General features: G+C 65.9%; 21 protein-coding genes. 11 read left to right on the top strand and 10 right to left on the bottom strand.

Annotation, left to right across the window (positions count from 1 at the left end; translation table 11 throughout):
* Position 1: 1 nt before the first annotated feature.
* The 10 genes from ICN82_RS00510 to ICN82_RS00555 form a co-directional block, all read right to left on the bottom strand.
* Positions 2-841 carry an N-acetylmuramidase domain-containing protein gene (locus ICN82_RS00510; RefSeq protein WP_193178863.1) on the bottom strand — a complete coding sequence of 280 codons (840 nt, stop codon included), beginning with the start codon at positions 839-841 and terminating at the stop codon, positions 2-4.
* Between the two features lie 132 nt (positions 842-973).
* The gene (locus tag ICN82_RS00515) at positions 974-1,753 is read right to left on the bottom strand and encodes a succinate dehydrogenase iron-sulfur subunit (protein ID WP_193178864.1); all 780 of its coding nucleotides are present in this window, start codon (positions 1,751-1,753) and stop codon (positions 974-976) included.
* Positions 1,754-1,855: 102 nt separating this feature from the next.
* Complete coding sequence (locus tag ICN82_RS00520) at positions 1,856-2,635, bottom strand: hypothetical protein (RefSeq protein WP_193178865.1); 780 nt, start codon at positions 2,633-2,635, stop codon at positions 1,856-1,858.
* A gap of 140 nt (positions 2,636-2,775) precedes the next feature.
* A complete protein-coding gene (sdhA, locus tag ICN82_RS00525; RefSeq protein ID WP_193178866.1) occupies positions 2,776-4,578 on the bottom strand; it encodes a succinate dehydrogenase flavoprotein subunit in 1,803 nt (600 codons plus the stop codon).
* Positions 4,579-4,650: 72 nt separating this feature from the next.
* A complete protein-coding gene (locus ICN82_RS00530; protein ID WP_193178867.1) occupies positions 4,651-5,022 on the bottom strand; it encodes a succinate dehydrogenase, hydrophobic membrane anchor protein in 372 nt (123 codons plus the stop codon).
* A 10-nt stretch (positions 5,023-5,032) separates the two neighbouring features.
* Positions 5,033-5,431 carry a succinate dehydrogenase, cytochrome b556 subunit gene (sdhC, locus tag ICN82_RS00535; RefSeq protein ID WP_193178868.1) on the bottom strand — a complete coding sequence of 133 codons (399 nt, stop codon included), beginning with the start codon at positions 5,429-5,431 and terminating at the stop codon, positions 5,033-5,035.
* A 340-nt stretch (positions 5,432-5,771) separates the two neighbouring features.
* A complete protein-coding gene (locus tag ICN82_RS00540) occupies positions 5,772-6,809 on the bottom strand; it encodes a MaoC family dehydratase (RefSeq protein WP_193178869.1) in 1,038 nt (345 codons plus the stop codon).
* A complete protein-coding gene (locus ICN82_RS00545) occupies positions 6,809-7,012 on the bottom strand; it encodes a DUF1737 domain-containing protein (RefSeq protein WP_193178870.1) in 204 nt (67 codons plus the stop codon). The genes ICN82_RS00540 and ICN82_RS00545 overlap by 1 nt, the downstream gene beginning before the upstream one ends.
* Positions 7,013-7,018: 6 nt before the next feature.
* Positions 7,019-7,567 carry an NnrU family protein gene (locus ICN82_RS00550; RefSeq protein WP_193178871.1) on the bottom strand — a complete coding sequence of 183 codons (549 nt, stop codon included), beginning with the start codon at positions 7,565-7,567 and terminating at the stop codon, positions 7,019-7,021.
* Complete coding sequence (locus ICN82_RS00555; RefSeq protein ID WP_193178872.1) at positions 7,567-8,448, bottom strand: HpcH/HpaI aldolase/citrate lyase family protein; 882 nt, start codon at positions 8,446-8,448, stop codon at positions 7,567-7,569. The genes ICN82_RS00550 and ICN82_RS00555 overlap by 1 nt, the downstream gene beginning before the upstream one ends.
* Positions 8,449-8,789: 341 nt before the next feature.
* Between ICN82_RS00555 and ICN82_RS00560 the strand changes: the two genes are divergently transcribed.
* The 11 genes from ICN82_RS00560 (at position 8,790) to ICN82_RS00610 (ending at position 20,757) form a co-directional block, all read left to right on the top strand.
* On the top strand, positions 8,790-9,110 hold the full coding sequence (locus ICN82_RS00560) for a hypothetical protein (protein WP_193178873.1): 321 nt from the start codon (positions 8,790-8,792) through the stop codon (positions 9,108-9,110).
* 120 nt (positions 9,111-9,230) lie between these two features.
* The gene (gene mdh / locus ICN82_RS00565; RefSeq protein ID WP_193178874.1) at positions 9,231-10,193 is read left to right on the top strand and encodes a malate dehydrogenase; all 963 of its coding nucleotides are present in this window, start codon (positions 9,231-9,233) and stop codon (positions 10,191-10,193) included.
* Between the two features lie 79 nt (positions 10,194-10,272).
* Complete coding sequence (locus ICN82_RS00570) at positions 10,273-11,127, top strand: putative nucleotide-diphospho-sugar transferase (protein WP_193178875.1); 855 nt, start codon at positions 10,273-10,275, stop codon at positions 11,125-11,127.
* 245 nt (positions 11,128-11,372) lie between these two features.
* Positions 11,373-12,566, top strand: a complete 1,194-nt coding sequence (gene sucC, locus ICN82_RS00575; RefSeq protein WP_193178876.1) for an ADP-forming succinate--CoA ligase subunit beta — start codon at positions 11,373-11,375, stop codon at positions 12,564-12,566.
* Positions 12,567-12,571: 5 nt separating this feature from the next.
* Positions 12,572-13,009 (top strand): hypothetical protein, encoded by a 438-nt coding sequence (locus ICN82_RS00580; protein WP_193178877.1) that lies wholly within the window; start codon positions 12,572-12,574, stop codon positions 13,007-13,009.
* A 69-nt stretch (positions 13,010-13,078) separates the two neighbouring features.
* Complete coding sequence (sucD, locus tag ICN82_RS00585; protein ID WP_193178878.1) at positions 13,079-13,963, top strand: succinate--CoA ligase subunit alpha; 885 nt, start codon at positions 13,079-13,081, stop codon at positions 13,961-13,963.
* 301 nt (positions 13,964-14,264) lie between these two features.
* Positions 14,265-17,228, top strand: a complete 2,964-nt coding sequence (locus tag ICN82_RS00590; RefSeq protein ID WP_193178879.1) for a 2-oxoglutarate dehydrogenase E1 component — start codon at positions 14,265-14,267, stop codon at positions 17,226-17,228.
* A 4-nt stretch (positions 17,229-17,232) separates the two neighbouring features.
* Positions 17,233-18,729 carry a 2-oxoglutarate dehydrogenase complex dihydrolipoyllysine-residue succinyltransferase gene (gene odhB, locus ICN82_RS00595; RefSeq protein ID WP_193178880.1) on the top strand — a complete coding sequence of 499 codons (1,497 nt, stop codon included), beginning with the start codon at positions 17,233-17,235 and terminating at the stop codon, positions 18,727-18,729.
* Between the two features lie 470 nt (positions 18,730-19,199).
* Complete coding sequence (locus tag ICN82_RS00600) at positions 19,200-19,793, top strand: outer membrane protein (RefSeq protein WP_193178881.1); 594 nt, start codon at positions 19,200-19,202, stop codon at positions 19,791-19,793.
* Between the two features lie 216 nt (positions 19,794-20,009).
* Complete coding sequence (locus tag ICN82_RS00605; RefSeq protein WP_193178882.1) at positions 20,010-20,279, top strand: hypothetical protein; 270 nt, start codon at positions 20,010-20,012, stop codon at positions 20,277-20,279.
* Between the two features lie 79 nt (positions 20,280-20,358).
* Positions 20,359-20,757, top strand: a complete 399-nt coding sequence (locus ICN82_RS00610; protein ID WP_193178883.1) for an MAPEG family protein — start codon at positions 20,359-20,361, stop codon at positions 20,755-20,757.
* Positions 20,758-20,797 lie beyond the last annotated feature (40 nt).

Consider the following 20,797-nt stretch of genomic DNA (forward strand, 5'->3'; position numbering starts at 1 on the left):
CTCAGGCCTCCGTTGCGTGGGCGAGATAGGCATCGCAATCGATGCCCAGGAATTCCAGCGTGGCGCGGTCGGGCTTTCCGGTCGGCGTCAGCGACGCCTCCCTCTCCTGCAGCTGCAGGATCGCGTTGCGGGTATTCGGGCCCATCCAGCCGTCGATGGCCAGCGTCATCTGCAGGTGCCAGTTCAGCGCCGCCTGAAGCTCCACCACGTCGCCGCGTTCCAGCGACCAGCCCGCCTCCCCGGCATTGTCATGCTCCAGCGTGGCCTTGCGCACGGCGGTGGCCAGCTTCACGTCATACTTGTTGCTGCGGTAATCGGCGCCGTTATAGGCGGCGGCGAACTCGGCCCATTTCTCGCCGCGCAGCGCGTCGGCCAGCCCGCGCGCCTCGATATAGGCCAGGAAGGCGGCCAGCTGCCGGTCCTCGCCCAGGGCCATGTCGTTGACGAAGCCCTCGACCGTGTCGTGACCGGCTAGGGCATGGTTGAACCCCATGATCTGGAACTTGCCCCAGGACGCGGAGGACAGCGCCGGCCCGACCTTGTTGCCATCGGCGCGGATCGCCTTGAGCAGCCGGTCATACTCGCCGCGCCCGCCCTTGTAATGGCTGCGGGACTGCGCATAGGGATGCGAGATGTCGGGATGGCTGCGGTCGTATTTCTCGGCGGTGCGCCGACGGAACTGATGGCCCTCGAACAGGATCACGGGCAGGTCGGTCCCGGCGATGAACCCCCCCCGCCCGCCCTCGATCCGGGCGATGGCGGTGATGACCGCGACCGGCACCTTCAGCCGCTCCGCCCCGGCCAGGAGATGCTCGCGCTTGAGATAGGTCACCGGAAACATGGGCCGCCCCCCGCCTGATCGAAATTACCACGATCTTAACGCAAGGGAAGCTTTCCAGACAGGAAAAACCCCGCGCGCAGGCGCAGGGTTTCCCATACTTCCGTTCCGGTCGCGGGCTGCGCCGCGGCAAGGTCAGACTTGGCGTTCGACCATCATCTGCTTGATCGACGCGATCGCCTTGGCCGGGTTCAGCCCCTTCGGGCAGGTCTGGGCGCAGTTCATGATCGTGTGGCAGCGGTACAGCTTGAACGGGTCTTCCAGATCGTCCAGGCGCTCGCCCGTGGCCTCGTCGCGGCTGTCGATGATCCAGCGATAGGCATGCAGCAGCGCCGCCGGGCCGAGATAGCGGTCGCCGTTCCACCAGTAGCTGGGGCAGGAGGTGGAGCAGCTGGCGCACATCACGCATTCATAGAGGCCGTCGAGCTTCTTGCGGTCCTCGATGGACTGCTTCCATTCCTGCGCGGGGCGGTTGGTCTTGGTTTCCAGCCAGGGCATGATCGAGGCATGCTGCGCGTAGAAATGGGTCAGGTCGGGGATCAGGTCCTTGACCACCGGCATGTGCGGCAGCGGATAGATGCGCACATCGCCCTTGATCTCGTCCAGCCCGTAGATGCAGGCCAGCGTGTTGATCCCGTCGATATTCATCGCGCAGGATCCGCAGATCCCCTCGCGGCAGGACCGGCGGAAGGTCAGGGTCGGGTCGACCTCGTTCTTGATCTTGATCAGCGCGTCCAGGACCATCGGACCGCATTTGTCCATGTCGAGGAAATAGGTGTCGACCCGCGGATTCTGCCCGTCATCGGGGTTCCAGCGGTAGATCTGGAACTTGCGGACATTGGTCGCGCCCGCGGGCTTCGGCCACGTCTTGCCCGTGGTGATCTTGGAGTTCTTGGGCAGGGTGAACTGTACCATCGTATTTCCCCTATCTGGCTAGGCTCTGGGCGCATTGGCGAAGTGGTCGGCGGGGCCGCCCGGCGGACCGGGCAGCATCAAAGTATGTCATTCCGGCGCTGATCAACGGAAAACGTCCTGCTGACCGATGACAAGGGCACGGACCGTCCTTAGGCTCTCGAGTGAGAGATCACTTCGATTGGCTTGAAGCATGAAGTCCAAGGCACCGGGCGACAGGCTCTCATTCTCCCGCTCGGGCAGTTCCATCGCCGACACGACATCCGACGGGACACCAGCATATCGAAGCAAGCCTGCGCCCGGAAACGGATCCGATTGTGCATCATCTTCAATCGCGTCGAAACGTATCGGAGCAGTAGTCGCTTCCCTGATCAGGGCAATGTTCACGTCCCAACCATGGTCAAAATTCTGCAGACGGCTCCATTCATCGAAACCGAAACGGCACCGCACCTGTTTCACTTCCTGGTTGTATGCGCTTAACAACCAGTTGTCGAAATTGCGGGTGAAAAAGGAAAATCTGCACTCCGCGTCATGAGAAACCCGCTCCAGCAAATGGATAAGCTCCGCAGTCCGAGTGAACAGATTACCCGTTTTCGGCGAAAGGCGAAAACCGATCAGATTCTCGTCCGAGACGAGCATCCGGCTCTGCCCCCGGCCCCGGGCCTCCCCAATCATCTGATCCACGGCCGTGGCCATGTCTGCCTCTGCCTGTCCGCGATCCTTCCCGGACCAGTACCGATTGCAGGCATGTCGCAGCCGCCGTGTCGTCTTGCCCTTCGGGAAAACTCCCAGGAACGGCTCCAAGCGCTCGGAGTTCCGCGCGAGCAGCGTCTGGAAAGACGTGGTGCCGGTTTTCTGAAAACCGAGATGCCAATAGATAAGCACGTGGTACCCTCAGCTTTCGAAGGCCGCCAGAGATGGCGACCCTGATCGTGTCCCGTCCGGCCGAAGCGCAACGAGTGACTTGCAAGGCGCACAGACCTCGGCATCCACTCGTCCGCACAGGGCCATCGGACGTCGGCTCATCAGAACGTCCGGGCCTTCGGCGCGATGCGCTTGAGGCTGATGCCGCCCTCGGTCTCGGCGGTCAGCGGATCGGTGATGACCGGACGATAGGACAGGTCGACCGCGTTTCCGTCGACGCGCATGATCGAATGCACGCGCCAGTTCTCGTCGTCGCGCTCCGGGTAATCCTCATGCGCATGCGCGCCACGGCTTTCGTGGCGGGCCTCGGCGCCGATGATCGTCGCCAGGGCGTTCGGCATGAGGTTGGTCAGCTCCAGCGTCTCCATCAGGTCCGAATTCCAGACCAGCGAGGTGTCGGTCACCTTCAGGTCGCCGATCTTGGCGGCGATGGCGGTCATCTTCTCGACCCCGTCCTTCAGGCTCTCGGAGGCGCGGAACACGGCCGCATCCGCCTGCATCGTGCGCTGCATCTCCAGGCGCAGATCCGCGGTGGGGAGGCCGCCCTGCGCATGGCGCAGCCCGTCGAACCGGTCGAAGGCCTTGTCGATCTGCGACTTGGGCGCGAGCGGTATCGCGGCCTCGCGATCGACCACCTCGCCCGCGCGGATCGCGGCGGCGCGGCCGAAGACCACGAGGTCGATCAGCGAGTTGGACCCCAGACGGTTGGCCCCGTGCACGGAGGCGCAGCCGGCCTCGCCCACGGCCATCAGGCCCGGAACGATCGCGGTCGGATCATCGGCGGTCGGGTTCAGCACCTCGCCCCAGTAGTTCGTGGGGATGCCGCCCATGTTGTAATGGACCGTCGGCAGGACCGGGATCGGTTCCTTGTTCAGGTCCACGCCGGCGAAGATCTTGGCGCTTTCCGAGATGCCCGGCAGGCGTTCGGCCAGGGTTTCCGGCGGCAGGTGGTTGAGATGCAGGAAGATGTGGTCCTTGTGCTCGCCCACGCCGCGGCCCTCGCGGATCTCCATGGTCATCGAGCGGCTGACATAGTCGCGCGGCGCCAGGTCCTTGTAGGTCGGCGCGTAGCGTTCCATGAACCGCTCGCCCTCGGAGTTCGTCAGATAGCCGCCCTCGCCGCGGGCGCCCTCGGTGATCAGGCAGCCCGAGCCGTAGATGCCGGTCGGGTGGAACTGCACGAATTCCATGTCCTGCAGCGCCAGCCCGGCGCGCGCCACCATGCCGCCGCCATCGCCGGTGCAGGTATGGGCGGAGGTCGCCGAGAAATACGCGCGGCCATAGCCGCCGGTGGCCAGCACGACCATCTTGGCGTTGAACACGTGCATCGTGCCGTCATCGAGCTTCCAGCACAGCACGCCCTTGCAGACGCCGTCCTCCATCAGCAGGTCGATGGCGAAATACTCGATGTAGAATTCCGCGTTGTTCTTCAGCGACTGGCCATAGAGCGTGTGCAGGATCGCGTGGCCGGTGCGGTCGGCCGCGGCGCAGGTGCGCTGCACGGGCGGGCCCTCGCCGAATTCGGTCGTGTGGCCGCCGAAGGGACGCTGGTAGATCTTGCCTTCCTCGGTCCGCGAGAAGGGCACGCCGTAATGCTCCAGCTCGTAGACCGCTGCCGGGGCCGAGCGCGCCAGGTATTCCATCGCGTCGGTATCGCCCAGCCAGTCCGACCCCTTGACGGTGTCGTACATGTGCCACTGCCAGTTGTCGGGGCCCATGTTCGACAGCGAGGCGGCGATCCCGCCCTGCGCCGCCACAGTGTGCGACCGGGTGGGGAAGACCTTGGTGACGCAGGCGGTCCTCAGACCCTGCTCGGCCATGCCCAGCGTCGCGCGGAGCCCAGCCCCGCCCGCGCCGACCACCACCACGTCGTAATTGTGGGATTCGTATTCGTAGGAAGCCATTGGATCAGTCCCGTATGCAGGAGGCCGGGGGACGGGGCATGCACGCTGCCCCGCCCGCGCCCGGCAATGTCATTAGAGCGCCAGACGGGCGACCGCGAACAGACCGACGAGGATCAGCAGGTAGGCAAAGCAGCGCACCGCCACCAGCGCCAGCTTCTGCGCGGTGCCGTGCACGTAATCCTCGACTGCCTCGACGGCCTCGTTCATCGTGTGGTTCACGACCACCAGCAGCGTGATCGCCATCACCAGCGCCGGGAAGGGACGGCTGTAATAGGCCATGACCTCCTCGTGGCTTCCGCCGAGGCCGATGCCGAAGGTGATGATGAAGACCGGCAGGACGATGACCAGGGCGATGGAGCTGACCATCATGTGCCAGTGATGCTGCGTGCCGCCCCGGGCGGACCCCAGTCCCTGCGCGCGCTTGCGATCGGTCATGTATTTCATGATGCGCCCCTCAGAAGATCAGAAAGCCGAGAACGACCAGGACCGTCAGGACCGTGGCGAGGACGAACATGCCCATCCCCATCTTCCTGGAGATCTCGAGGTCCAGACCGTAGCCGAGATCCCAGATCACGTGGCGCAGGCGGCCGAGCAGGTGATAGAACATCGCCCAGAGCGCGCCCAGCATGATCAGGTAGCCGAACCAGCTGCGCAGGAACCCGTCCCATCCGGCGAAGGCGGAGCCCGACCCCGAGGCGGCCAGCAGCCAGGCCACGGGCAGGATGCTCAGGCACAGCAGGGCGATCCCGGTGATGCGCACCATGATCGACGACACGGAAGTGATCTGCGGACGGTAGTACTGTCCTATCATGAATGGGGAAAGCGGCCGGTTTCCCCGGTTCACATCTGCCATGGGTTGCCCTCTCGGAAGTTCGCCTTTGGTCGTGGCATCGGTCTTAGCACCTTTTGCTCCGATGTCATCCGCCCCACAATCGCAAAAGCGCGATCTTTTGGCGCAATTGGCGCTAACAGCGTGGATTTGTGATCACGCCCACCAATCGTGTGATCACAAACCAAATCCGACCAAAAGAGTCCCTCCCCTGCCGGCCCCGGGACGGCCCGAGATGAGTCGAAACGCCCCGCGGCGGCGGGGCGGAGGGGAGATCCCGCCCCGAACTGCCGGTACGGCGCAACGGCAGCCGCAATGCCTCCTCCCGCAGCGAAGCCGCCCCTTGCGGCCGCGCCGCGCCGCATCACGCCGGCATCAGCGCCCAGTAATCCAGGTCCAGCAAGATCCCGGGCAGGTAGCGCCCCCCTGCGTCGCGCAGCTCCCCCGGCGCCGCGGGGCCCGTCCCGGCCACCAGCCGAAGCCGGATGGCGCCGACCCCCGGCGCGGCGGTCGGCGCCTTGTCCAGCACCTGCGACCAGGCGCGGACGGTCATGCCGGCAAAGGCCGGATTCGCATGCGCCCCGGCATTCAGGCCGACGATCATCTGGGCATTCGCCAGCCCGTTGAAGCTGAGCGCGCGGGCCAGGCTGAGGATATGGCCGCCATAGATCAGCCTGCGGCCGTCCTCCCGGGCGGTGGCGTCGAAATGCACCCGCGCCGTGTTCTGCCACAGCCGGGTGGCCATCATGTGCTCGGCCTCCTCCAGCGTGACGCCGTCGACATGATCGATGATCTCGCCCAGCCGGTAGTCGGCCATGCGGTGCGGCTCGCCGGCCAGGGTGAAATCGTAGCGGGTGAAATCCAGCCCCGCGGGGACGGCCAGCGTCGCGGGATCGATCACGGCATCAAGCTCGGGGAGGACCGCCGCGGGGGCCGGCGCCCCGGGATCGCGCTTGCGCACCATCACCCAGCGGACATAGTCCAGCACCGGGTCGCCATGCTGGTTCAGCCCGCGGCTGCGCACATAGACCACGCCGGAGCGGCCATTGGAGGTCTCGCGCAGGCCGATCACCTCGGAGCTGGCCCGCAGCGTGTCGCCGGGGCGGACCGGGCGCAGCCAGCGGCCCTGTGCATAGCCCAGATTGGCGACCGCGTTCAGCGAGATGTCCGGCACCGTCTTGCCGAAGACGACATGGAAGGCGATCAGGTCGTCGACCGGCGCAGAGGCCAGCCCGCAGGCCTGCGCGAAGACGTCCGAGGAGTGCAGCGCGTGCCGCGCCGGATAGAGCGCGTGATACAGGGCGCGCTCCCCTCCGGACACGGTGCGCGGCACGGCATGGTCGATCACCTGCCCCACCGCGTAATCCTCGAAGAACCGGCCGGAGCCGGTCTTGGCGGCCATCACTGCGCCCCCAGTTTCATCTCCGGCGTATAGGGCGTGTCGATCTCCTTGGTCACCGCCTGGCCGCAGCGCATCACGCCGTTGGAGGCGTCGAAGGCATATTGCGGATCGCCATGCAGCTCCCAGCCCTTCGACAGGGCCTCGCTGACCTTGTGGCAGAAGGCGGAGGTGTCATCCTCGGTGAGGAAGCGATAGATTTTCATGGTCTCTCATCCCATCGGGTAGTGGCCGGTCCAGACATGCACCGCGACCGCGGCGGCATAGAAGACGATTCCGTAAAGAACCGCCTTGAGATCTCCGCGCCGGTCCTCGGCCGGTCTCTCCCAATGCGGCTCGGCGCGGTTGATGACGATGACCGACGCCACGGCCCAGCCCAGCATGCTGCCGAAAAGCAGGATCGAGGCGAGATCGCCATTCACCATCAGATGCGCCACCGCCCAGAGCTTGACCGCGCTCAGCATCGGGTGGCGGATGCGCCGCGCCAGCCCGCCCTTGGTCTGGCCCAGCATGAACAGGAAGACGGCGCCCAGCATCAGCACGTTGTTCAGATGCGTCATCAGCGCGGGCGGCGTCCAGACGGCGACATAGGGCGTCGCGCGGAAACCCAGCACCATCAGCACCACCGACAGCCCGACCAGCGCGGCGACGATCCCGCGGCCGGAGCGGCCCATCGCCTCGCGCCGCGCAGGGGCGAGCCTGCCGAGGAGATGCGCCCCGACCCACAGCGCGATCCCGGCGATGAGGGCAAGCCAGGCCATCAGGCGACCCCCTCTTCCAGCTTGGCGATGGCCGCGGCGCGCGCCAGGGTCTGTTTCGCGGTCACGATATGCAGGGTCTCGACGATGCGCCCGTCGACCACGGCGACCCCCTCGCCGCAGGCGGCGGCCTCCGCCTGCGCCGCAATCTGGCGCTGCGCCGTGGCGATTTCCTCGGTCGAGGGGGCGAAGGCGGCATTGGCGGCGGCGATCTGGTCGGGATGGATCAGGGTCTTGCCGTCGAAGCCCATGTCGCGGCCCTGCGCGCATTCCGCGGCCAGGCCCTCCGCATCGCGGAAGGCATTGTACACCCCGTCGAGAATCGTCAGCCCCGCCGCCCGCGCCGCCAGCAGGCACAGCTGCAGCGAGGTCAGCAGCGGTTCGCGGTCTGCCCGGTTTCTGATCATCAGTTCCTTGGCCAGGTCATTCGTGCCCATGACCAGCCCGCCCATGCGCGGCGCCGGCACGATCTCGCCGACATTGAGGATCCCGCGCGGGGTTTCCATCATCGCCCATATCTCTGTCGCTTCGCAGCCCGGCACGTCCTCCAGCATCGCGGCCGCCATGCGGATCGGCTCGGGGCTTTCGACCTTCGGGATCAGGATCGCATCGGGCGCGCAGGCCGCCATCGCGGCCAGGTCGTCGCGCCCCCATTCGGTGTCGAACCCGTTGATCCGGCAGATCTTTGCCCGCGCCCCATAGCCGCCTTCCTCCAGCACCTGCCGCAGCAGGTCGCGGGCGGCCTGCTTCTCGGTCAGGGCAACGGCATCCTCGAGGTCGAAGATGATCGCATCCGCCGGAAGGCGCCGCGCCTTGTCCAGCGCCCGGGCCTTCGAGCCGGGAATATAGAGTGTGGAACGATAGGGGCGCGCACGTTGGTCCATGATTCTTTCCTTCGGGGTGCCTGTTTTGTACTTATATTGCGCAGCCGGAAAACGCTCGCGGCCACTTGCCGCATCGCCGTCCCGGGGGGCGGACCATGACAGTTTTACGAAGCCATGCGGATCCCGGGCGCGCCGTGTTTACCTGATCTTCGAACCCCGGCGCCCAGGCTTCTGCCGCCGGCAGGGGCCGAAAGGAAGCCCGACATCCCGGCGCGACGAACCGGCCCGAGCACCCGGAGTGACCTAGAACCGGGGCGGCGCCTTCGCAGTGCCCTTTCCAGCGCCCCTCTCCGGCGCCCGGCCTGCGCAAGGGCTGCGCCCCTTTGGGAAAGGACGTAGCAATGAGGATATCCCTGACAAGCCTGTGCCTCGCGGCCATCGTCGCGGGCATGGCCCCCGCCCGGGCCGCGGACCAGCCGGCACGCAACTGCGCCGATCGCGGCGACGTGCTGAAACGGCTGTCGGGCAATTACGGCGAGACCCGGCAGAGCGTCGGACTGGGCGCCAACAACTCGCTGGTCGAGGTCTTCGCCTCGGACAAGACCGGCACCTGGACGATCACCGTCACCATGCCCGACGGCATGACCTGCCTGATCGCCTCGGGCCAGGCCTACGAGAAACTGCTCGGCGACAAGCTGCTGCGCCCGGGCGAGGACGCCTGAACCCGGTCCCCTCCCGCCGGTGCCGTTTTGCTTCGACTTGCCGCGCAGAGCCGTCTTGCACGGAAATGACTTAGCGACTAGGCAATCCGCAACATACGTCAAGGACTGGAGAGGATCATCATGGCCAGACCCAAGATCGCCCTGATCGGCGCGGGACAAATCGGCGGCACGCTCGCCCATCTCGTCGCGCTGAAGGAGCTGGGCGATGTCGTTCTGTTCGACATCACCGACGGCATTCCGCAGGGCAAGGCGCTCGACATCGCCGAATCCGGTCCGTCCGAAGGCTTCGACGCCGCAATGACCGGCACCACGGATTACGCCGATATCGCGGGCGCCGACGTCTGCATCGTCACCGCCGGCGTGCCGCGCAAGCCGGGCATGAGCCGCGACGACCTGCTGGGCATCAACCTGAAGGTCATGAAGTCGGTCGGCGAGGGCATCGCAGCCCATGCACCCGACGCCTTCGTCATCTGCATCACCAACCCGCTGGACGCGATGGTCTGGGCCCTGCAGAAATTCTCGGGCCTGCCCGCGAACAAGGTCTGCGGCATGGCCGGCGTGCTTGATTCCGCCCGCTTCCGCCACTTCCTCTCGCTGGAATTCGGCGTCTCCATGAAGGACGTGACCGCCTTCGTGCTGGGCGGCCATGGCGACACGATGGTCCCGCTGACCCGGTACTCTACCGTTGCGGGCATCCCGCTGCCGGACCTGGTGCAGATGGGCTGGACCACCCAGGACAAGCTGGACGCGATCGTGCAGCGCACCCGGGACGGCGGCGCCGAGATCGTCGGCCTGCTGAAGACCGGCTCCGCCTATTACGCGCCCGCCACCTCGGCGATCGAAATGGCCGAAGCCTATCTGAAGGACCAGAAACGCCTGCTGCCCTGCGCCGCGCATTGCAGCGGCGAATTCGGCCTCGACGGCATGTATGTCGGCGTGCCGACCGTGATCGGCGCAGGCGGGATCGAGCGGATCGTCGACATCAAGCTCGACAAGGACGAGAAAGTCATGTTCGACAATTCCGTCAACGCCGTGAAGGGCCTGATGGACGCCTGCAAGGGCATCGACGGCTCGCTCGCCTGATCCGGGCTTGCGCTCCCGGCGGGGAGTTGCTTTCACGAAGGGGGTCGCATCTGCGGCCCCCTTTGCGTGAGGAGAGACCATGCCCTGGGCCAGCCCCGAAAGCCTTGCCCCCGCCAGCTGCGGGTTCGTCCTTGCCGCATCGGGACGCAAATATGCCACCGCCGCCGAAGCCGCGGCGCGCAGCCTGCGCCGGTCGAACCCGGATTTCGAGGTCGACATCTTCACCGACGAGGAGGTGGACGCGTCGCTCTTCGGGCAGGTGCACCGGCTGGAGAAAAGCTGGTTCCGCCCCAAGTTCGAGGCGCTGATCAAGTCCCGCTTCGACCGCACGATCTACCTGGATGTCGATCTCGTCGTGCTGGGCGACATGTCGGACGTGTTCTTCGTCCTGGGCAAATACGACATCGCGGCGGTGCAGGCCACCAACCGCAACCAGGGCTTTGCCTGGAAACCCTGGCGCATGCCGCTGCCCAACGCCTTTCCGCAGATCAATGGCGGCATGATCGCGATCCGCCGCAGCGCGCCGGTGCTGCAATTCCTGCGCGACTGCCAGCAGGCCATGATCGATCACGACATGAAGCGCGACCAGCCGGTCTTCCGCGAGATGCTGTGGCAGAGCGACCTGCGGCTGCATGTGCTTCCGCCCGAATACAATGTCCGCAACCGCACGCTGTGGCAGTATGGCGGTTCGAAATTCGCCGCGCCAAGGGTGCTGCACCATACCGGCTTCGTCGCGCGGATGAAGGATGACCGGACGCCGGTGCGCCCGGAGGAGATCTATGGCCGCGGCTTCGTGCGGCACGTGCAGCGCCTGATCGGCGCCGACCGGCAGCTGACCCCCGGCGCAAGGGGAAGCGTCCCCGCCCCGCAATATGACAATATCCTGTTCCGGGGCCGCGACTGGCTGGCCGCGCGGCTGGGCGGGCGCGGCTGAGCGGCCGGGGAACGAGGTGATTCGCAGGTCCCGGCAGGGGCGCAGCGGCGGCTTCGGCGCAATTTCGCCAGTACCGCTTGATGATCCTGCAAGCTGCGCCGATTTGTGATCACACCATTCGGACGTGTGATCACAAATACGGGTTTCTGCCCCCGACGCGTCAAATGCGACAGATTTTCGGTTCAAAGGTCGCGCCGCGTGGTGTTTAGACAGGGGCACAACTTGCACAGGACGGGACAGCTTTCATGAACATTCATGAATACCAGGCGAAAGCCCTTCTTCGCAGCTACGGCGCTCCGGTGTCCGATGGCCGCGTCGTACTGAAAGCGGAGGAGGCGAAGACCGCCGCAGGTGAACTCGAAGGCCCGCTCTGGGTCGTCAAGGCCCAGATCCATGCCGGCGGCCGCGGCAAGGGCAAATTCAAGGAGGCCGAGGCCGGCGAGAAGGGCGGCGTGCGCCTGGCGAAATCGGTCGAGGAGGCCGAGGAACTGACCAAGCAGATGCTGGGCCGCACCCTGGTCACGCATCAGACCGGCCCGGCCGGCAAGCAGGTCAACCGCATCTACATCGAAGACGGCTCCGACATCGAGACCGAGCTGTACCTTGCGCTGCTGGTCGACCGCGTGACGTCGCGCATCTCCTTCGTCTGCTCCACCGAGGGCGGCATGGACATCGAGGAAGTCGCCGCGAACACCCCCGAGAAGATCCTGTCCTTCTCGGTCGATCCGGCCACCGGCTACCAGCCCTATCACGGCCGCCGCATCGCCTTCTCGCTGGGACTGACCGGCGCGCAGGTCAAGCAGTGCGTCAAGCTGATGGGCGATCTCTACCGGGCCTTCGTCGAGAAGGACATGGAGATGCTGGAGATCAACCCGCTGATCGTCATGACCGACGGCAACCTGAAGGTCCTGGACGCCAAGCTGGGCTTCGACGGCAACGCCATCTACCGTCATCCCGACATCGCCGCGCTGCGCGACGAGACCGAGGAAGACGCCAAGGAACTGGCCGCCTCGAAATTCGACCTCAACTACATCGCGCTGGACGGCGAGATCGGCTGCATGGTCAACGGCGCGGGCCTGGCGATGGCGACGATGGACATCATCAAGCTCTACGGTGCCGAGCCTGCCAACTTCCTCGACGTGGGCGGCGGCGCAACCAAGGAGAAGGTGACCGAGGCCTTCAAGATCATCACGTCCGACAAGAACGTGAAGGGCATCCTGGTCAACATCTTCGGCGGCATCATGCGCTGCGACGTCATCGCCGAGGGCGTTCTGGCCGCGGTGAAGGAAGTCGGCCTGCAGGTCCCGCTGGTCGTCCGTCTCGAAGGCACGAATGTCGAGAAGGGCAAGGAAATCATCGCGAATTCCGGCATGAACGTGATCGCGGCCGACAACCTGTCCGACGGCGCCGAGAAAATCGTGAAGGCCGTCAAAGGCTGATGGGAATGCTCGGCAAAACGGCGATTGTCCTATCCATGCTCAGCCTGACCGCCTGTGCGGTCGGCGAGGTTGGCGCGGACGGTCAGGCGGCATCCGGCCCGATGGGGCAGAAGCCGCTGATGACCGACACCGTGCAGGCCTCCTTCTCGCAGGCCCTGTCGGCCTGCCAGAAGGGCACGGGGCTGGATAGCCTGGGAACGCGCGGGTTTTCCCCGGTTCGCAACGGCTATCAGGCCAAGATCGACAATCCCAACTTGCTTGGGCGCTCCGTCGTCTCGGCGAAGCAGACCCGCGAGGGCTGCATCGTCGGCGTGACACCGATCTTCCCGGTCGAGGAAAGCACCGTCCGAAACCTGGTCGCCCGGATTTCGGCACCGGCGAACACATCGATGCGCAGCGGCACCCGCGGCGGCGTCGGTTTCGCCGAGGTGATCTTTCCGTAAGTGAGTTTGCAGGCGGAACCGCCTGCCCCGAATGAACGCGGTCAACCGCACGAATACAGGAGAAGCCACATGGCTGTCCTCGTTGACGAAAACACCAAGGTCATCTGCCAGGGCATCACCGGCTCGCAGGGCACCTTCCACTCCGAGCAGGCGATCGCCTACGGCACCAAGATGGTCGGCGGCGTGACCCCCGGCAAGGGTGGCACCACCCATCTGGACCTGCCGGTCTTCAACTCCGTGCACGAAGCCAAGCACGTGACCGAAGCCAACGCGTCGGTCATCTACGTGCCGCCGCCCTTCGCGGCCGACTCGATCCTCGAGGCGATCGATGCCGAGATGGAGCTGATCATCTGCATCACCGAGGGCATCCCGGTGCTCGACATGATGAAGGTCAAGCGCGCGCTGGTGGATTCGAAGTCCCGCCTGATCGGGCCGAACTGCCCGGGCGTCATCACGCCGGATGCCTGCAAGATCGGCATCATGCCGGGCCATATCCACCGCCGCGGCCGCGTCGGCGTCGTGTCGCGTTCCGGCACGCTGACCTACGAGGCCGTGAAGCAGACCACCGATCTGGGCCTGGGCCAGTCCTCGGCTGTGGGCATCGGCGGCGACCCGATCAAGGGCACCGAGCATATCGACGTGCTGGAGATGTTCCTGGCCGATGACGAGACCGACGCGATCATCATGATCGGCGAAATCGGCGGCTCGGCCGAAGAGGACGCGGCGCAGTTCCTGGCCGACGAGAAGAAGCGCGGCCGCTGGAAACCGACCGCGGGCTTCATCGCCGGGCGCACCGCCCCTCCGGGCCGCCGCATGGGCCATGCCGGCGCCATCGTCGCCGGCGGCAAGGGCGGTGCCGAGGACAAGATCGCCGCGATGGAAGCGGCCGGCATCATCGTCGCAGACAGCCCCGCCACGCTGGGCGAGGCCGTTCTGAAGGCAATGGGCAAGTAAATTCCGCAGGCGCGCGGGAAACCGCGCGCCGCATTCCCGCCCGCAGACCGCCGGTCTGTCTTTCTTTACCACCCCGAGGCTACCTCTCCCCGATGGGACAAGGAAACGCGATCAGAGCCCGTGACATGCAGCCGGCCGCCCCCGTGGCGCGCCGGCCGCACGGGTTCCGCTGGCAGTTCCGCGATGTCCAGGTGCTGACATCCGGTCCCGCGACCTTATCTGACAGCATATCGTCCGCAGAGGCCCTGCCGGGCGCCGCCGCACCGAATTCATTGGGATGCAACCCCCGAGAGGCACAGCCATGACCGAAATGAGCAAGAACGACATATTCCATGCCTCCAGCTTTCTGCAGGGCCAGAATGCGGAGTATATCGAACAGCTCTACGCGATATATGCAGCGGACCCGTCCAGCGTGGACGCCGCCTGGGCGGAGTTCTTCGCCTCGCTCGGGGATGCCGGGACCGATGTGACCGCCGAGGCGAAAGGCCCCTCCTGGGGCCGCATGGACTGGCCGCCGACCCCCAATGACGACCTGACCCAGGCCCTGGACGGCCAATGGGCCAGCCCCGCCGTCGAGATGAAAGCCGCGGGCGACAAGATCAAGTCCAAGGCCGCCGAGAAGGGCGTCTCCGTTTCGGATGACGCGGTGAAGCGCGCCGTCCTGGATTCCGTGCGCGCGCTGATGATCATCCGCGCCTACCGGATCCGCGGCCACCTGGTGGCCGACCTGGACCCGCTGAACATGCGCCAGGTCACGCCGCATCCGGAACTGGATCCGAAATCCTACGGCTTCACCGATGCCGACATGGACCGCCCGATCTTCATCGACAACGTGCTGGGCCTGCCGCTGGCCTCGATGCGCCAGATCATGTCGATCATCAAGCGCACCTATTGCGGCACCTTCGCCCTGCAATACATGCACATCTCGGATCCCGAGCAGGCCGGCTGGCTGAAGGAGCGGATCGAGGGCTTCGACAAGGAGATCACCTTCACCCGCGAAGGCCGCCGCGCCATCCTCAACAAGCTGGTGGAGGCCGAGGGCTTCGAGAAGTTCCTGCATGTCAAGTACATGGGGACCAAGCGCTTCGGCCTCGACGGCGGCGAGGCGCTGATCCCCGCGATGGAACAGATCATCAAGCGCGGCGGCAATCTGGGCGTCAAGGAAGTCGTGATCGGCATGCCGCATCGCGGCCGCCTGAACATCCTCGCCAACGTGATGCAGAAACCCTATCGCGCGATCTTCAACGAATTCCAGGGCGGCAGCTTCAAGCCTGAATCCGTGGATGGCTCGGGCGACGTGAAATACCATCTCGGCGCCTCCTCGGACCGCGAATTCGACGGCAACTCGGTGCACCTGTCGCTGACCGCGAACCCCTCGCACCTGGAGGCGGTGAACCCGGTCGTCCTCGGCAAGGCGCGCGCCAAGCAGGACCAGCTGTCGGACAAGGAACGCCGCGCGGTCATCCCGATCCTGCTGCATGGCGATGCGGCCTTCGCGGGACAGGGCGTCGTGGCGGAATGCTTCGCGCTTTCGGGCCTGCGCGGCCACCGCACCGGCGGCACCATCCATATCGTGGTGAACAACCAGATCGGCTTCACCACCGCGCCGCATTTCTCGCGCTCCTCGCCCTATCCCACCGACAACGCGCTGGTGGTCGAGGCGCCGATCTTCCACGTCAATGGCGACGATCCCGAGGCGGTGGTCCATGCCGCCAAGGTGGCGACCGAGTTCCGCCAGAAATTCGGCAAGGACGTGGTCATCGACATCTTCTGCTATCGCCGCTTCGGTCACAACGAGGGCGATGAACCGATGTTCACGCAGCCCGAGATGTACACCAAGATCAAGCGCCACAAGACCACGCTGCAGCTCTACACGGAGCGGCTGGTCCAGGACGGGCTGATCCCCGAGGGCGAGATCGAGGACATGAAGGCGCAGTTCCAGGCGCTGATGAACGAGGAATTCGAGGCCGGGAAAGAATACAAGCCCAACAAGGCCGACTGGCTGGATGGCCGCTGGTCCTCGCTGGACCAGGAAGGTCAGGAATACCAGCGCGGCCAGACCGGCATCAAGGAAGAGACCTTCCGCGAGATCGGCCGCGCGCTGACCCAGATCCCCGACTCCGTGCATACCCACAAGACGATCGGCCGCTTCGTCGGCGCCCGCGCCGAGATGTTCGAAAGCGGCAAGGGCTTCGACTGGGCGACCGCCGAGGCGCTGGCCTTCGGCTCGCTGCAGACCGAAGGGTTCCCCGTGCGCCTGTCGGGCCAGGACGTGACCCGCGGCACCTTCTCCCAGCGTCATTCCGGCCTCGTCGACCAGAAGACCGAGGACCGCTATTACCCGCTGAACCATATCCGCGAGGGCCAGGCGCATTACGAGGTGATCGACTCGGCGCTTTCGGAATACGCCGTCCTGGGCTTCGAATACGGCTATTCGCTGGCCGAACCGAATGCGCTGGTGCTGTGGGAAGGCCAGTTCGGCGATTTCGCCAACGGCGCGCAGATCATGTTCGACCAGTTCATCTCCTCGGGCGAACGCAAGTGGCTGCGCATGTCGGGCCTGACCGTCCTGCTGCCGCACGGTTTCGAGGGCCAGGGCCCCGAGCACAGCTCGGCCCGGCTGGAACGGTTCCTGCAGATGTCGGCCGAGGATAACTGGATCGTCGCGAACTGCTCGACCCCGGCGAACTACTTCCACATCCTGCGCCGCCAGCTGCACCGCAACTTCCGCAAGCCGCTGATCCTGATGACGCCGAAATCGCTGCTGCGCCACAAGCTGTGCGTGTCCGAGCTGAAGGATTTCGTCGAGGGCTCCAGTTTCCACCGGGTGCTGAAGGACCATGCGGATATCGGCGAACACCCCACCAAGCTGGTGTCGGACGACAAGATCAAGCGCGTCGTGCTGTGTTCGGGCAAGGTCTATTACGACCTGCTGGAAGAACGCGACGCCCGCGGGATCGACGATGTCTACCTGCTGCGCGTCGAGCAGTTCTATCCCTTCCCGGCGATGAGCCTGGTGGAGGAGCTGCAGCGGTTCAAGGGCGCCGAGATGGTCTGGTGCCAGGAAGAGCCCAAGAACCAGGGCGCCTGGAGCTTCATCGAACCCAATATCGAATGGGTGCTGGACAAGATCGGCGCCACCCACAAGCGGCCCGTCTATGCAGGGCGCGCCGCCTCGGCCTCGCCGGCGACCGGCCTGGCCAGCCAGCACAAGGCACAGCAGAACGCGCTCGTGAACGCAGCGCTTACGACCGAAGGGAACTAAAGCAATGTCGACCGAAGTCCGTGTCCCCACGCTGGGGGAAAGCGTCACCGAGGCAACCGTGGCAACCTGGTTCAAGAAGCCGGGCGACACCGTCGCGGTGGACGAGATGCTGTGCGAGCTGGAAACCGACAAGGTGACGGTGGAGGTTCCCTCCCCCGCCGCCGGCACCCTGGCCGAGATCGTCGCCAATGAAGGCGACACGGTCGGGGTCGATGCGCTTCTCGCCTCGATCTCCGAAGGCGCCTCCGATGCCGCCCCGGCCGCCGCACCCGCCGCCGCCAAGGAAGAGGCGCCCGCCGCCTCCGGGTCGGGCGAAAGCATCGACGTGATGGTTCCGACCCTGGGCGAATCCGTCTCCGAAGCCACCGTCTCGACCTGGTTCAAGAAGGTCGGCGATACCGTCGCGCAGGACGAGATGCTGTGCGAGCTGGAAACCGACAAGGTGTCGGTCGAGGTTCCCTCGCCCGCCGCAGGCGTCCTGGCCGAGATCATCGCCCCCGAAGGCGCGACGGTCGATGCCACCGCCAAGCTGGCCGTGCTCAGCTCCGGCGGCGCCGCGCCGAAAGCCGCCGCGCCCAAGGCCGAGGCCGCTCCGGCGCCGGCCGCGTCCGGCAAGGACGTGGAAAACGCGCCCTCGGCCAACAAGATGATGGCGGAAAAGGGCATCGACCCCGCCTCCGTCTCCGGGTCTGGCAAGGATGGGCGCATCATGAAAGGCGATGTGCTGAAGGCCATGAGCGCCCCCTCGGCAGCCCCCTCCGCCCCGGCCGCGCCGCGCGCCCCCTCGCCCGCCGAGGATGCCGCCCGCGAGGAACGGGTGAAGATGACCAAGCTGCGCCAGACCATCGCGCGCCGCCTGAAGGACAGCCAGAACACCGCGGCCATGCTGACCACCTATAACGAGGTGGACATGTCGGCGACGATGGACCTGCGCAAGGAATACAAGGACCTCTTCGAGAAGAAGCACGGCGCCCGCCTGGGCTTCATGTCCTTCTTCACCAAGGCCTGCGTCCACGCGCTGAAGGAAGTCCCCGAGGTCAATGCCGAGATCGACGGCACCGACGTGGTCTACAAGAACTACGTCCATATGGGCATCGCCGCGGGCACCCCGCAGGGCCTGGTGGTTCCGGTCATCCGCGACGTCGACCAGATGTCCTTTGCCGATATCGAGAAGGCGATCGCCGACAAGGGCAAGCGCGCCCGCGACGGCAAGCTGTCCATGGCGGAAATGCAGGGCGGCACCTTCACCATCTCCAATGGCGGCGTCTACGGCTCGCTGATGTCCTCGCCGATCCTCAACCCGCCGCAATCGGGCATCCTCGGCATGCACAAGATCCAGGACCGCCCGGTCGTGGTGAACGGCCAGATCGTCATCCGCCCGATGATGTACCTGGCGCTGAGCTACGATCACCGGATCGTCGACGGCAAGGGCGCCGTGACCTTCCTGGTCCGCGTCAAGGAAGCGCTGGAAGACCCGCGCCGCCTGCTGATGGATCTGTGATCCGCCACTTTGCCGGATGACGGGGGCGCCCTTCGGGGCGCCCCTTTCTTTTTGGCCCCTCTCCGCCCCGCGATTCTGTGCCATGCCCCCCGCCTCCTGCGGCTCCGCCTCCCGCCGGAAACGGGCGCAGGCGAAATACCGCCGGTTCCCGCCCGTTTTTCGTCAAGGGGGCCCATCCGGGAGGCTGCGCGATCGTGAAGGATTGACAGGATGGCTATGGACCGGATCTCACCATATTTTCATTCTTAATCAGGTACTTATATTATGTTTCAGTCTTGGGCGGAAGATGGCGTATCGCGCCGATCTCAACTAAATGTGAAAGACTGATGGCATTCGAGCAACAGTCAGGCGGATAACGCGGCCCCTCCCGTTCCTTTCCCCCGCACCGGGTCTATCTCTCCTCTCGAGCCGCACGCGGACCGCTCAGGAAAACCGTCCGCCTCTTTTGAGAGAAACTTAGGAGTACTCACATGCGTGCAGTCTACGCTCTGGCCACCGCATCCGCCCTCGGCCTGGCCGCAACCCCGATCTTCGCCGGCGCTCTGGAAGAGCCGGTCATCACCCCGGCACCGGCACCCGTCGCCGCAGCGCCGATCGGCAGCCTCTGGGACGGCTTCTACGCCGGTGGCCAGTTCGGCGGCGCATGGCTCGACGCCGATGGCGACGCGGCCAATGGCGATTCCGACGACTGGCTGGGCGGCGCCCATATCGGTTGGCAGGGTGTCTCCGCCAACGGCCTGGTCTACGGTGTCGAAGGCGACATGAACGGCACCGCGCTGGAACTCGACGGCCATGACGTCAACAGCCTGAGCCACCTGAAGGCGAAACTCGGCTACGACATGGGCCGTTCGATGATCTACGCAACCGGTGGTGCCGCTTACACGGACATCAAGGGTCTCAGCGAATCCTGGGGCTGGACCGGCGGCGTCGGCTACGACTACATGGTCACCGACGATCTGTCGGTCGGTGCTGAAGTCCAGTACCAGGCCTTCGACGATTTCGACGGCGGCGACACCGATGTCGACGGCACCAGCGCCGTGGTCAAGGTTTCCTACCACTTCTGATCTGCCTCCGCGCAGGATCACATGGAGAGGGCATCGCGCAAGCGGTGCCCTTTTCCTTTGCCCATTGCCCGCGCGACAGGCAGGACGCCGCGAAATCCGGCAAGGGCCCGCCGCGCCGCGCGTGTTGCGCTGCACCGCGGCATCGGCGGCGGCGCGCATCAAGGCTCTGGTGATACCTTCCATGGCAGGGAGGATGGCCAGCACAGGAGCCATGCCATGCGATGCCGCGCCCTACTCCCCCTGCCCCTTGTCCTCAGCGCGGGCATGGCCGCCGCCGCCTGCAGCGATGGCGGCGGTGCGGATGCCTATGCCCTGGGACAGCGCCTTGCCCTGCAGGGGCTGGAGACCCGCGCGCGCGAGGCTGTCGCCGCCCGCCATGCGACCTGCTATGTGCTGGGCCATCGCGAGGGGCGGTTGATGCGGATGCTGGCGGTGCAGCCCGTGCCGCCGCGCAAGGCAGCGCCCGTGCGGCCGCGCCGCGGCTGAGGCATCCCGCCGCTGCGCCTTGCCTGAATCACCCCGGCGGATTAGGTCCTGCCCCGACCGTCCTTGCCGGAGCTGCCGCATGACCGCCGAACTGACCGCGCTTGTCCTTGCCGCCCTGCTGCAATGCCTGCAGTTCCTTCTGGTCGCCATCCCGGCAAACCGCGAACTGGGCCCAGGCGTCACGATGGGACCGCGCGATGACGGGCCGCTGGCCGAGCGCGTCAGCCCCCGGACCGCCCGGCTGGCCCGCGCGCTGCAGAACCATTTCGAGGGGCTCATCCTCTTTGCCATCGCCGTCACCGCCGTCACGCTGGGCGATGCCGCAAGCACCCTGACCGCGGCCTGTGCCTGGATCTACCTCGCCGCGCGGATCCTCTATGTTCCGGCCTATTACTGCGGATTGTCACCGTGGCGCTCCTGCATCTGGTCGGCGGGATGGCTCGCAACGGTTGTCATGCTGGTGGCGGCGCTTCTATGACATCTGTAAGGACAGGGCTGTCCGCCCCCGGTGGACATCC

It is taken from the genome of Mangrovicoccus algicola, from assembly GCF_014903745.1.
Classification (GTDB): Bacteria; Pseudomonadota; Alphaproteobacteria; order Rhodobacterales; family Rhodobacteraceae; genus Mangrovicoccus; species Mangrovicoccus algicola.